This is a genomic window from Mesorhizobium sp. WSM4850, from assembly GCF_055811735.1.
The window spans coordinates 98,222-111,532 of the sequence record NZ_JBVVPV010000011.1; the positions used below are offsets into that span (position 1 = coordinate 98,222).

General features: G+C 62.0%; 12 protein-coding genes. 6 read left to right on the top strand and 6 right to left on the bottom strand.

Translation table 11 applies throughout. From position 1 onward, the window contains the following. Window positions 1-44 precede the first annotated feature (44 nt). Genes AC0L2Z_RS13865 through AC0L2Z_RS13880 form a run of 4 tightly spaced genes read left to right on the top strand, consistent with a single transcriptional unit; the run spans window position 45 to window position 4,488 of the window. Window positions 45-1,307, top strand: a complete 1,263-nt coding sequence (locus AC0L2Z_RS13865; RefSeq protein ID WP_473628331.1) for an ABC transporter substrate-binding protein — start codon at window positions 45-47, stop codon at window positions 1,305-1,307. A gap of 15 nt (window positions 1,308-1,322) precedes the next feature. After that, a complete protein-coding gene (locus AC0L2Z_RS13870) occupies window positions 1,323-2,348 on the top strand; it encodes a carbohydrate ABC transporter permease (protein WP_473628333.1) in 1,026 nt (341 codons plus the stop codon). Continuing rightward, on the top strand, window positions 2,345-3,397 hold the full coding sequence (locus tag AC0L2Z_RS13875) for a carbohydrate ABC transporter permease (protein ID WP_128246292.1): 1,053 nt from the start codon (window positions 2,345-2,347) through the stop codon (window positions 3,395-3,397). Before AC0L2Z_RS13870 ends, AC0L2Z_RS13875 begins: the two co-directional genes overlap by 4 nt. 8 nt (window positions 3,398-3,405) lie before the next feature. Then, entirely contained in the window at window positions 3,406-4,488 is a 1,083-nt protein-coding gene (locus tag AC0L2Z_RS13880) for an ABC transporter ATP-binding protein (RefSeq protein WP_473628334.1), read from the top strand. 49 nt (window positions 4,489-4,537) lie between these two features. On the opposite strand, the gene AC0L2Z_RS13885 is transcribed toward AC0L2Z_RS13880, so the two are convergent. Next, entirely contained in the window at window positions 4,538-4,693 is a 156-nt protein-coding gene (locus AC0L2Z_RS13885; RefSeq protein WP_128173374.1) for a YjiS-like domain-containing protein, read from the bottom strand. A gap of 121 nt (window positions 4,694-4,814) precedes the next feature. On the opposite strand from AC0L2Z_RS13885, the gene AC0L2Z_RS13890 reads away from it, so the two are divergent. Then, a complete protein-coding gene (locus AC0L2Z_RS13890; protein ID WP_473628336.1) occupies window positions 4,815-5,828 on the top strand; it encodes a LysR family transcriptional regulator in 1,014 nt (337 codons plus the stop codon). A 231-nt stretch (window positions 5,829-6,059) separates the two neighbouring features. Then, window positions 6,060-6,311 carry a DUF6074 family protein gene (locus tag AC0L2Z_RS13895; protein WP_473628337.1) on the top strand — a complete coding sequence of 84 codons (252 nt, stop codon included), beginning with the start codon at window positions 6,060-6,062 and terminating at the stop codon, window positions 6,309-6,311. A gap of 248 nt (window positions 6,312-6,559) precedes the next feature. Here AC0L2Z_RS13895 and AC0L2Z_RS13900 read toward each other — a convergent pair whose 3' ends face one another. The 5 genes from AC0L2Z_RS13900 to AC0L2Z_RS13920 form a co-directional block, all read right to left on the bottom strand. Beyond that, window positions 6,560-8,128: a calcium-binding protein gene (locus AC0L2Z_RS13900; RefSeq protein WP_473628338.1), complete on the bottom strand. Its 1,569-nt coding sequence runs from the start codon at window positions 8,126-8,128 to the stop codon at window positions 6,560-6,562. 479 nt (window positions 8,129-8,607) lie between these two features. After that, entirely contained in the window at window positions 8,608-9,432 is an 825-nt protein-coding gene (locus AC0L2Z_RS13905; RefSeq protein ID WP_287342054.1) for a 5'-3' exonuclease, read from the bottom strand. A 65-nt stretch (window positions 9,433-9,497) separates the two neighbouring features. Next, on the bottom strand, window positions 9,498-10,697 hold the full coding sequence (locus tag AC0L2Z_RS13910; protein ID WP_473628340.1) for a mandelate racemase/muconate lactonizing enzyme family protein: 1,200 nt from the start codon (window positions 10,695-10,697) through the stop codon (window positions 9,498-9,500). A 17-nt stretch (window positions 10,698-10,714) separates the two neighbouring features. Continuing rightward, entirely contained in the window at window positions 10,715-12,076 is a 1,362-nt protein-coding gene (locus tag AC0L2Z_RS13915; protein WP_473628341.1) for a mandelate racemase/muconate lactonizing enzyme family protein, read from the bottom strand. Window positions 12,077-12,140: 64 nt separating this feature from the next. Continuing rightward, window positions 12,141-13,307, bottom strand: a complete 1,167-nt coding sequence (locus tag AC0L2Z_RS13920) for a mandelate racemase/muconate lactonizing enzyme family protein (RefSeq protein WP_473628343.1) — start codon at window positions 13,305-13,307, stop codon at window positions 12,141-12,143. Between the last annotated feature and the right edge of the window lie 4 nt (window positions 13,308-13,311).

The window sequence follows — 13,311 nt, forward strand, 5'->3', positions numbered from 1 at the left end:
GCGACAATCAAGCGGTGAAGACCGCAAAAGCGGAGGAGTGAACCATGAGAATGAATTCGATAATCCTGGGCCTTTCGGCGGGCCTTCTGTCGTCGACCGCGTTCGCAGGCGACGTTCGCGTGATGTGGTACTCGGACGGCGTCGAGGGCGAGGTTATACAGGACCTGCTCAACCGCTTCATGAAAGACAATCCGGACATCAACGTCATTCTCGACAATGTCGCCTACAAGGTTGTTCAGGAGCAGCTTCCGGTCGAACTCGAGGCAGGACGGGGCCCTGATATCGCCCGCGTCACCAACATCAAGGAACTCGCCGATCATTGGCTCGACCTGACGCCTGTGATTGCCGATCCGGCATACTGGCAGACGAATTTCGGCGACCAGTTCGACTGGATGCGCCCTGACGGTTCCAAGATCATTCCGGGCTTCATGACCCAGATCACGCTGACCGGCGGCTTCGTCAACAAGACGCTTTTCGAACAGGCCGGCGTGCCGATCCCGGCCGACACCGCAACCTGGGACGAATGGGTCGAGGCCGCCGGCAAGGTGCAGCAGAGCCAGCAGCTCAATGCTGCCTTTGCCATCGACCGCAGCGGCCATCGTATCTCGGCGGCGAACATTTCTTATGGCGCCAATTACATCGGCGGCGATCGACTGCCGGCGCCGATCGACGCCGGCACGAAAGCCTTCGCCGAAAAGCTGGTCAACTGGGTTGCCGACGGCCGCATGAACAAGGAGATCTGGGTGTCGGCGTCGGGCACCACCTATCGCGCCGGGGCCGACGACTTCATCAATGGGCAGATTGCCTACTATTATTCGGGCAGTTGGCAGGTCGCAAACCTGGCCAGCAAGATCGGCAAGAACTTCGACTGGGTGGCGACGGGCTCGCCGTGCGGCACCGCCGCCTGCACCGGCATGCCGGGCGGCGCCGCGCTGGTCGCCGTCAAATACACCAAGAACCCCGCTGAAGTCGGCAAGGTGATGGACTTCCTGGGCCGCGAGGACATCATGCGCGAATTCACCGAGCGCACCCTGTTCCTGCCCGCACACAAGGGCGTTCTCGCCGGCAAGATCGATTACAAGACCGATGACGAGAACGTCAAGGCGTCGCTCGAAGCCTTCCTGAAGGCATCGGGCAAGATCGCGCCGAATGCCGCCGCCCTGCCGGCATGGAAATGGGGAACTCCGGTTTATGGCGCGCTGGTGACCCGCATCAGTCAGGTCATGGCCGGCGAGCTGAAGCTCGACGAGGCTTTCGTCCGCATCGACGAGGACATCAAGGCACAGGTGGCCGAGGCATCGAAGTAGCGTCGCGGCAGTGTCATGGGAGACGTCCGAAACGGCATAGCAACGCGCGCCGGCGCCATGATCCTGGCGCCGGTCGGCTGGCTTGCGAATGTTTTCGATGCGCCACTGCGCATGTTGCAACGGCGCACGGGCAGCAATGGCATGGCCGTGTTCTTCCTGGCGCCGAACATGCTGGTGTTCGGCATTTTCGTGCTGTTTCCGCTGGTCATCAACATCCTCTATTCGATGACCGGTGGCGGGGCGCTGTTCCTCGGCGACCGCACCTTCGTCGGCGCCGATCAGTATGGGCGGCTGTTCAGTTGCGGCAGCTATCTCGACCCGAAGAGCTGCACCGAGGACCTGTTCTGGATCGCGGTTTGGAACACCCTGGCCTTCGTCGTGCTGCAAGTGGCGATGATGGTCGCCGTGGCGCTTGTCACCGCACTCGTGCTCAACCGTGAGTTGCGTGCGCGCAGTTTCTGGCGCGCCGTGTTCTTCTTTCCTGTGCTTTTGTCGCCGGTCGTGGTCGGTCTCATCTGGCGCTGGATCCTGCAGCGGCAAGGACTGCTCAACCTGATGGTGTTCGAGGGGGGCGGAACCCCGGTCAACTGGCTGGTGGAGCGCAACTGGGCCTTCGCGGCGACGATCATGGTGTCGGTCTGGGCCCATGTCGGCTTCTATGCGCTGATCCTTCTCGCCGGCCTTCAGGCCATTCCGAAAGACCTCTATGAGGCCGCCGAGATGGACGGCACGCGGCCCATGCGCGTCTTCTGGCGCATAACGCTGCCCTTGCTGGCGCCCAACCTCCTGGTCGTGCTGGTGCTGACACTCATCCGCGCCGTGCAGATATTCGATGAAGTCTATGTGCTGACCGGCGGCGGTCCCGGGACCAGCACGCTGTTCCTCACGCAGTACATCTACGAGGTCGGCTTCGCCTCGATGCTGCGCAATCCGGGGCTCGCCTCCGCGGCCTCGATCCTCATGGGAGCGGTGCTGGTCGTGCTGACCTTGATCCAGCTGGGCATCGCAAGGCGCAACGAGCAGCGGGGCAAAATGCGATGAGCAGGGTTGCGGAATTTCTGTTCCGCCGGCGCGGCGGCGCCGGCTGGCACTGGACCGACGTTTTCACCTGGTTCTGGCTGATCGGCGGGCTGCTTGTCATGTTCGGCCCGGCGCTGTGGCTGGTCAACTCGTCGTTCAAGACGCCTGCGGCGCTGGCCGAGTTCCCGCCGACTGTTTTGCCCTATGTCACCGCCGAAGCGATCGTGGAAGGGTATGAGGAGCCGCTGCAGCTCTTCGAAGTGCGCAATGACGACGGCAGCGTGCGCGTGCTCGCCGAAGTGCGCCGCCTCGGCACCGTCGCGCAGATGGTCGATCCCGCCAGCCCGGGCGAGATCATACGCGTCAACATCCGGAACCGTACGCCCAAGCGCAGCATCGCCTTCGCGCTCGACAATTATGTCCAGCCTTTCCTCGCCTTCGACTTCTTCCTCTACCTGCGCAACTCGGTCTTCGTCACCGTGGTCGCCACCCTGATTACGCTCCTGACGAATTCGATGGCTGCATTCGCACTGTCGAAGTACAATTTTCGGGGACGCTCCGCTGTGATGATGCTCATCGTCGCGACGCTGATGGTGCCGCTCTCTGTCATTCTGGTGCCGCTCTATTCGGTCATCTCGGCAATGGGACTGTTCAATTCGCTATGGGGCGTGATCCTGCCCACAGTGGCGACGCCCACGGGCGTCTTCATGCTGCGCCAGTACATGCTGACGATCCCCGACGAGCTGATCGATGCAGCGCGCATGGACAAGGCGTCGGAATGGCAGATCTACTGGCGCATCATCCTGCCGCTGACCGCCCCAGCGCTGGCGGTGCTGGCGATCTTTTCCGTCGTCTGGCGCTGGAACGACTTCCTCTGGCCACTGATCGTCCTGTCGCGCAAGGAGGTCTATACGCTGCAGGTCGGTCTCAACACCTATGCCGGCCAACTCAACGTGCAATGGCATTACATCCTGGCCATGACCGTCGTCACCATGATCCCGGTCGTGCTGGTGTTCATTTTCCTTCAGCGCTTCATCACCACCGGCATTGCCGGCTCCGGTCTGAAATAGAGGCTACCATGAGCCAGATCACACTCACCGGCGTATCGAGGGCTTTCGGCAAGGTCGGCGTGCTGCACGACATAAATCTCGACATCCTTGACGGCGAGCTGATCGTCTTCGTCGGCCCCTCCGGCTGCGGCAAGTCCACGCTGCTGCGGCTCATCGCCGGGCTTGACCGGCCGACAGGCGGCGTCATCGCGATCGACGGCAAGGACGTGACCACCGTTCCGGCCGCCGACAGGGGATTGGCGATGGTGTTCCAATCCTACGCGCTGTACCCGCACATGAGCGTGCGCCAGAATCTGGCCTTCGGACTGGAGAACGCCCGTATGGCGCGCGCCGAAATCGATGCGCGCATCGCCGAAGCCGCGCGGATGCTGGAAATCGCGCCATATCTCGACCGGCGCCCCGGCCAGCTCTCCGGCGGCCAGCGCCAGCGCGTCGCGATCGGCCGCGCCATCGTGCGCAATCCAACCGCTTTCCTGCTTGACGAGCCGCTGTCCAATCTCGACGCCGAACTGCGCATCTCGACACGCGCCGAACTGGCCGCGCTGCACGAGCGGCTGTCGGCGACGATGGTCTATGTCACGCACGACCAGATCGAGGCGATGACGCTTGCCGACCGCATCGTCGTGCTGCGCGCCGGCCGCATCGAGCAGATTGGCACGCCGCTCGAGCTCTACAATCATCCGGCCAATCTGTTCGTCGCCGGGTTCATCGGTGCACCGCGTATGAACTTCCTGCCGGTAAAGGTGGCGCCCGGGGGCACTGGCCGGTCAAGCCTCACGCTGGACGGTTCAGCTGGATTCGAGATCGACGGGAACGTCAGCGCGGCCAATGGCGACGTGACGCTCGGGCTGCGGCCGCATCACATCAGCCTCGCCGATTCCGGCAACGGAGACGTTGCGGCCCGCGTCGCGCTGGTGGAAGCCCTCGGCTCCGAGACAATCGTCCACACCAGGACAAGCGGCGGCCAGACCATGCTTGCGGTCGTCGCCGGACAATATCCGGTGGCTTCTGGCGACACGGTGGATCTGAAGTTCGATACCAGCCATCTGCATCTTTTCGATGACACAGGCCTGCGCATCGCTGTGAGTTAGAAGTTGGTTAGCCCCGTCTGGGGCGTCATCATCTGCATGCCCCGCCTCCTCAACGACGCAGGCTGGCGTGGCGGGCATGCTCGCGGATCTCTTCGCGAGAAATGCCAGCATCGGCCAGTGTGCTGTCTGGGGCCTGCCTCAAGCTCGCAAGCGTCTGGCGATAGGCAAGCCAGCGGGCGAAACGGTGTCGAAGTCTATACAACATGATCGTCTCCTTTGCGCGCAGAAAGCCCGCGCGCCTAGGTTGGTCGAAAGCGCAAAGCATCTGCGCGAAGCGCATGCGCGTTTCGCAAGGGTTGCGCTGACTTCTTGGCCAGCAGAGGCGCTTGTCACTGTCGCTCCAGGCAGGATTGTCCAACGCCTTCAATGCGTGCATGCTTGCGCGTGATGCCCGCTTCGCGCTACAGCCACGCTCGCAAGGAGTTTTTCATTTCTGCAAAATGGACATCGACTGGAACGATCTGAGGCTGTTTCTCGACGTTGCGCGGCTGGGTGGCTTGAGCGCAGCGACGGGAACGACGCGCCTCAGCGCAGCCACCCTTGGACGACGCGTCACCGCGCTCGAAAAGCAGATCGGCGAACCGCTGTTCGTGCGCCAGCAGACAGGCTACCGGCTGACCCCGATCGGTGAAGAACTGCTGCGGCGCGCCGAAGACGTCGAGGCAGCAATGCAGTCGCTGACCCGCTGGCGCGAGGGAAACCTGCCCGACCGCATTGTCCGCGTCTCGGCCGGGCCATGGACCTCAGCCTTCGTTTCCGCCCATATCGGCGAGATCTGGACGGTCGATGACGGCATAAGGGTGGAGCTCGTCACCACCACCGACCGTGTCGACATCGGCCGCCGTGCCGCCGACATCGGCATACGCAGCGAGCGCCCGACCGAGCAGTGGCTGGCCGGCCGTCAGAGCGGCAAGGTCGCCGACGCCATTTATTCCGGACGCCGCCTGATCAACGGCATCGCCGCCGGGTTGTTCGTCGGCGTCACCGGCGAAGCGGCAAACATTGCCTCGGCGCGCTGGCTGCAAGCCCATCACGGCGACCGCATCGCCGTGCGCGGCAACAACAGCCATTCGGTGCGCGAACTTGTGGCCGCCGGCGCCGGCCTTTCGATCTTTCCGTGCTTCGTCGGCGACAGCGATCCGCGGCTGGTTCGCGTCGCTCAGCCTATCCCCGAGCTGGAAACCGACCAATGGATCGTCACCCATCACGAGGAACGTCACTCGCCGCCGGTGCGAAAAGTCGCCGACCGGATTACCGCCTTGATGCGGGCGCACCAGCCCGCTGTTTCGCGGCGAGACGCCGATCCGGTAAGCCTCAGGCGTCGATCGGCCGCCAGCTGAGCCGCATGCTGGCACTCATGCCGGACTCCTGCGCCGTCAGGCCTAGGCCGTAATACTTCAACAGGGACTCGAACTCGCCATGCAGCTGCGTCCAGCCGCTATTCGCGGCACCGACCATCGAGCCCAGCGGACGCTTTGTTCCATGGCTGACCACCGTCAAAAAGAGCGCTGTTAACCAAATTTTCTAACCCGCCAATGCTTATTCGCGCGACTGAAGAGGTGAGGTGATCGATGTGCGATTCAAACATAAGCGCATTTCCGCTGCATCGGCGGCGGAAATTGGTCGAAGGGATCGCCCTGGTCCTGGAGTCCAAGAACGGGGAGGACGCGAACGCCTTCTGGCGCAACACCGCCAAGTCAATTCTCGTTCAATTATCCGAATCAGGAATTGCACCCGGGCTGGCCGAACAGGAAGTCGGAACGCTTCTTCATGCTGTCTTGGACGATATAGCCACCCGCAGTGCGGCGAAACTAGCACAATAGCATTGGCTGGCTTACGACGATGGATTGCCGCGTGGCACCACTGCATCCGTCAAATGCAAGGTTTTTCAATGCGGATGAAAAGATAGCCGCGTTCGTCGAAATCATGCCTCACCGTTGCAGACACCAGCCAGTCGGGTCATGAAGGGCTCGGATGAGCCCTGACGCCCCTTACTGCGCAATCGGGGAGGAAATCCTGCGCATGGGCGCGATCACGCCCGGTCTATGTAGCTGCGCCCCACCATGCGCGCCTATAACACGAAGAACTCGTCCACTGTGAGGAATGTGCTCGGGTCCAGGGCGGCAAACTTGACAGTCGCCGCTCCTCCTGCCCCGTCCACATCGAACAGCAGATCGCCGGTCTCCTTGTCGTAAATGATGTGGTCGTTGTCATCGATGGCGTGCTTTCCGACGACGAAAACCGCAGCGGAAAGCGAGCCGGCCGACAGTCCGACGAATGCGGAGCTGTCCAGCCAGAACACATCGTCGAGCGCATTGAAGTCTTCTATCCTGTCGTAGTTCGCCGGCCCAAGTGCGTCGAACACGAAGACATCCCTGCCCCCCTCGCCGGCCAGCCGGTCGCGGCCGGCGCCGCCATTGAGGATGTCGTCGGCAGCACCACCTCGCATGTCGTCGGAGCCGGCGCCGCCGTCGAGGACGTCGTCGCCAGCATCACCGCGGACGCCGTCTGCGCCCTCACCACCGCTGATCTCGTCATCGCCAGCGCCGCCCTTCAGCCAATCGGTGCCCGCGCCTCCAATGATGTCGTCCGCGCCCGCGCTGCCGAACAGCTGGTCGTGGCCGGCACCGCCGTCGAGCGTATCGTTGAACGCGGTGCCGCTGATGCGGTCGCCCCCGCCCAGCGCGGCGACGAGCACGGCATGATCATGGCTTTCGTAGCTCGCGATGTTTTTGGCGTCGGTCAGGGTAATGGATTCGGCCGGCGGAGTGACTGTGATCGTAATCGTCGCCACATTGCTGTGGCCCTGGCCGTCCGTAGCGTAAACCGTAAACCTGTCGGTGCCGATGAACCCTGCCTCCGGTGTGTAGTCGAACAGGTTTCCGCTCAGAAAATCCGCATGATAGTGCAGGGTAGTGCCATAATGACCCTGGTGAAACGGGTAGTAGTTACCGTCGAAACTCGTCTCCTGCTCCAGGGTGCCACTGTCCGGCCCGTCCAAGACGATAAAGTTCAAGAGATCGTAGTCGGCATCTGTCGCGCTGAACTTGACGTCGTCGAGAGATTGCGCCTGCGAAATCGACAAGTCCAGGTCGGCAACGGTGGGCGCGTGATTAACGAAGGTGTCGGGCTGAAGCACGCCCCCTTTCAAGATGATCTGGTGCTGACCGTATTGGGTGTTTTCGCCGCCGAAATATTCGTTCGCCCCGATCCATGTCAGCGTGAGGTCGTCGGGGCTGTCGGCGCTGATCGAGACGATCCGGACCGACTGGAAGGCCGCCTGGTCGGACACGGTGCGGAGAAAATTGCCTTCGTTGTCGAAGACCTGCGTTTCCACTGTCGTCCAGGTTTCGGTCCTGCCCTCGTGGGTGAAGCTGGTGATGGTGAAGAAGCCATCGAAGACATCGACCGAAGCTAGTTCGATCCCACCGAAAGGGAAATCCGGCTTTGCCCCTATCGGTCCGATTACGTCGCCGTCTGTTTCCGTAATGCTGAAAAGGACCGAGTCAGGGGTCGGATTGGGATTCTCGGGTTCGTTCCATACGATGAGTTCACTGCCATTGCTTAAGGTCGGCATCCTGTCTCTTCCTTGCCTTTGCGCTGGACGTGCTGCGGATGCCCCCAATTCCAACAGTAACATGTTACGCGAGACGGATCGGTGACAGACCCAACCGCCTTTCGCCTTCTTCGAATGTGGTTAATTCGGTGATCATGCCGAACTGTCTGATTGGATTCGGCAATGGGCCGACGCTGGTGAAATCCAGTCGGGGGATGCGGCGAGCCGACGAGATGCGGTCGTGTTGGGCATCAGGCACTGCGGACCCGAAGCGATCTCTGCTCCAAAGGATCGTTCGCAGGATCACCCTCAACTCGTCTCGCCCGTTCGGCCCGATCTTCCGCCTGCGAACCGGACGGCCTATCTCGATCCGCTCGTCGGACGCGGCGACCGGTCCTGTCGGCGGCATCTCATGCGCCCGTTCTTGTAGGGCAAAGCGTTGGTTTCGCGCTGAACAACGCTTAGTTCTTCAGCCGGACTCCTGCCGCGAGCACAGTGCCCCTATTCGATTGGGGACTCGAGGCTGGCCTTAAGAGGCCGCTTCCAGACCTCGCCTCCCGCAGTCAGCAACGCCAAGCCTTGAGCGCACGGGTGAGGAGCCGGGCGTCATTTAGCTGGATCACGCGCATCTCGAACGCTTTGGTCGGGCCGTGCCAGCGCAGCTCCTCGACATTATCGAAGAGGCGAGCGTCGGTGCGCAGCGTCGCGAGATTTTTGAACAAAAGCGCGATCTCTCTCCGCTTGCCGAGGGTTTCGGGCGGAAAGTTTTCAAGAGGGCCGTAGCGGCCAAGCAGCCGGGCGGCCGAGACCAGGCCTATGCCTTCGAGACCCGGGTAGCCATCGGCGGCATCACCCACGAGCGCGAGGAAATCTGGGATCAAGGCCGGCTCAACTCCGAACTTCTCGCGCACGCCGGCGGCATCGCGAATTTTCTGGGTCCTGCGGTCTACCTGGACCACATGATCACCGCGCACACACTGCGCGAGATCCTTGTCCGGCGTCCAGATGCACACCTTCTGCACGCCCTCATCGGCAGCCGCGCTGTGTGCCGCGGATGCCAGCGCGTCGTCGGCTTCCAGCTCGATCATCGGCCAGACCGCCACTCCCATCGCCGCCAGGGCGTCCTCGAGGGGGTGGAACTGCGCGAGCAATGCCGGCTCGATGCCATCCCCGGTCTTGTAGCCGGGCCAGAGCTGATTTCTGAACGATTCGATTACATGATCGGTGGCCACCCCAATATGTGTGGCGCCGTTCTCGATCATCTCCAGCACTGTATTCAGCACGCCGACGACGGCGCCAAACGGCTTGTCCTGGCCATTGTTGAACCGGCGTTGGCCATAGAAGTGGCGAAACAGTTCGTATGTGCCGTCTACCAAATGAATGATCATCGCAATCCTTAGGGAAACAAAATCCGGCCCGGTCTGCCATACCGATAGTGGCATCCAGGGATGGTTCAGTCGAAGAAGCCCGCATCCTCTTCCCTGAGATACTTTCGGGCTGCTTCGGCGTCGAGATCGAGGCCCAGCCCCGGCGCTTCCAGCAGATCCACCATGCTGTCCGTCACGATCTGCGACGGCAGGCCGATTACGAGGTCCTCCCACCAGGGGTCGGAGGCGCTCGGATATTCGAAGGCGATGTAGTTGGCGGGCAAGGTGGCGCAGACATTGATCAACGCGCCGAGGCCAAGCAGGCCGTTCGCCGTGCCGTGCGGCGCCATCAGGATCGAATGCATATGGGCGTGCTCGGCGACCCATTTGAGCTCGGCAATGCCGCCAATATCGGCAGGATCGGGGCCGATGACGCGCACCGCCTGCGTCTCGATCAGCTCCTTGAAATTGTGCCGCAGGTAAATCTGCTCGCCGGTATGGATTGGCGTCGAGGTGGAGGTTGTCAGCTCCCGATAGGCCTGCGGATTGACCCACGGCACATAGTCGCCAGTAAGCATGTCCTCCAGCCACATTAAATTGTACTTCTCGACCGCGCGAGCGAATTTGATCGCGTCGGGCAGCATCCAGCCCGGGCCGCAGTCGAGCGCCAGGCTCACCTTGTCGCCCAGCACTTCCTTCATCGCGATCACGCAGTCGAGCATGTGATTGAAACCGCGCTCGCTGATCATGCCTTGATCCATGGCACCGTGATAGCCGGCCTGCTTCTGCGTCACGCCGTAATGGAAGCCATCAATGGTGTCCTTCATGTTGGAGTGGAACGAGATTCCCTGCTTGATCATGAAGAAGTTCTGCGGCTGCTCCATCATCCATTTGACGTCAGCGGCGTAATCCTCCGGCCGGTCGCCCGTGCGTTTCCTGCGGATCGAGCCGTTGTAGACGCGCACTTGGTCGCGCACCTTGCCGCCGAGCAGTTTGTAGGCCGGCACGCCTGCGGCCTTGCCGGAAATGTCCCACAACGCATGCTCGATAGCGCTTACCGCCGCGCCATAGGGCTTGAAAGAACCGCGTTGGCGGATCTTCAGCATCACCCGTTCGACGTCGGTCGGGTCCTCGCCGATCAGCGCCTCGCGAAAATGCAGGACCCAGGGCTTGAGATAGGGCTTGGTGTACTCGACCTCGCCCAGGCCATGGAGGCCCTCGTCGGTAACGACGCGAACGATGGGATGCTTGCCGATGACGGCACAGCGGAGGTCGGTGATCTTCATCTTCGGTTCCTTTCGCCTCAGCTCCAGGTGCGATCCCAGGAATATTCGTCGTCCCAGTGATCCGTGGGCTGCCAGATGCCGGTGACGCCTGGCTGCAGGTGCTGCGAGATCACCTCGTCGACGACGTCGTCAATCCCCAGGCCCGGCTTGTCGGGAACAGTGATAAAGCCGTCCTTCACGAGCGGCCTGGCAACGCCGGTGACGATATCGTCCCACCAGTCGACATCGGCAGAGTGGTATTCGAGCGCCACGAAGTTTTCGGTCGCAGTCGCGACATGTGCCGCGGCCATTGCCGCGATCGGGCTTTCTGCCATATGGATGGCCATTGCGACGCCGTGGTCCTGCGCCATGTCGCCGATCTTCTTCGTTTCGAGGATGCCCCCGCTGGTGAGCAGGTCTGGGTGGATAATGGAGAGGCCGCCGCTCTTGAGCAGAGGCTCGAAGCCCTCCTTGAGATAAATGTCCTCGCCGGTGCAGATCGGCACCGTGGTGGCGTCCTGCAGTTGTCGGTACTGCTCGGTGTACTGCCATGGGATCACATCCTCGAGCCAGGCCGGCACATATTTTTCAATCCGCCTGGCGAGGCGAATACCGTTCTGCAGCGAGATGTGGCCGACGTGGTCGATAGCGAGCGGAATATCCATGCCGATAACCTCGCGAACCTCGGCAATGTACTGCTCAAGCAAGTCGAGGCCCTTGTCGGAAAAGTGGAGGCCGGTAAACGGGTGGGGGACGTTGTGCAAATCGTAGGCGGCGTTGCGGGCGCGCCGCTCTTCAAGGGACTTGACCTGGCCGCGGCCGGGCTGGACGCGATACCCATCAAGAGAGCCGGCAGGAGACACAACCGCACCGGGGACATCGGCGATCTGCATCAATCCCAGATCCATCTTAAGGAACGTGAAGCCGAGCGCCATGCGCTGCTTGAGGCGCTTGCCGGTCTCGGTGCCGCTCGGCACAGTGGCGTCGGTATCGCAATAGAGGCGCACCTTCTCTCGAAACCGGCCGCCGAGCATCTGGTAGATGGGCACGCCATAGGCCTTGCCGGCGAGATCCCACAACGCGATTTCGACCGCCGAGACGCCGCCGCCTTGCCGGCCGTGCCCGCCGAACTGCTTGATCCGGCGAAACAGGCGATCGATGTTGCAGGGATTCTCGCCAAGCAGCCGGCTCTTCAGCATCAGCGCATAGGTGGCGCTGGCGCCGTCGCGCACCTCGCCAAGTCCGACGATGCCCTGGTTGGTGTAAATCTTGAGCAGGGTCGAGGTGAACGGCGCGCCGACGATTTCGGCTACCCGCATGTCGGTGATGCGAAGCTGGGATGGCTTGGAGTTTGCGTTCACCCGATTGAGCGCCTCGTCGGCGCCACCCATCTTTGCCATGACTTATCCTCGTTCTGGTGGGTGGGGCTGGTCGTCGTCGCCCGCACGCCGGCATGGAGCGTCGCTAGCCCAGCTCAATCTCATGGGCCTGCAGGTAGTCACGGTCCATCTCAATACCGAGACCAGGCCTCGACGTCAGCTTGAGGCTGCCGTTCGAGACGTCGAGCGGTCTGTCGATGAGGTGATCGTATTTGCCCAGGTTCCACTCCGACGTTTCGAGCCTGTAGAAGTTAGGAACGGTCATCATCACCTGCGCTCCCGCAACCACGTTGATCGGTCCCGCGGCGTCATGCGGCGAGACCGGGATGTAGTAGGCTTCGCATAGGGCAGAAATCTTCTTGAGTTCGGTAATGCCGCCGGTCCAGGTGATATCAGGCATGATGTAGTCAGCGAGCTTGTTCTCGAGTACCGGCACGAAATCCCACTTCGTGTGGCCGCGCTCGCCCCACGCGATGGCGGCACTGACCTTCTCACGCACCTGCCTGAGGGCGTTGAGGCTCTCGGGCGGGCAAGGCTCCTCGAACCAGTCGATCTGGCCGGCTTCCTCGAGGCTCCGACAGAGGCGAATGGCGGTGGGAACGTCGAAGCGGCCATGCGCGTCTATGAGAATGTCGACGTCAGGCCCCGCCGTTTCGCGGATCAGCGCCGTGAGTTCGGCGGCTTCGCGCTCGTCCTTGCGGGTCATGCTGCCATCGAGGTACCCGTCCCGCTGTTCGCGGGACAGGCCATCGGCGCTGTGGCCCTGGTGGGGGAAAGGATCAAACTTGAGCGCAGTGTGTCCGGACTCGACGATGTCCAGAATTTCGCGGACCGCAGCCTCCTTGCTGATGAATCTGGCCTGGTTGGGATGGGTGTAGAGCGCGATTTCGTCGCGTACCGGTCCGCCCAGCAGCTCGTAAATCGGCTTGCCGAGGACTTTGCCGCGGATATCCCAGAGGGCTATATCGATGGCGCTCACACATTCGACGGCGGCGCCGCGGCTGCCCATATAGGTGAAGCTGCGGAAAATCTTGTGCCAGAGATACTCGATACGCGCTGGATCCTCGCCTGTCACGGCGACGCCGATCTGCCGCAGGATCGTGCAGAGAGCGCGGTTGGCGAGCCTTGTCGTGGTGGTGATCTCTCCCCAGCCACTCACCCCCTCGCTGGTCGTCACTTCGACGAACAGGAACTCTCCCCAATAAGAAGCATCGGACTTGATCAGCCACGGCCGAATGCTCGTGATTTTCATCTCA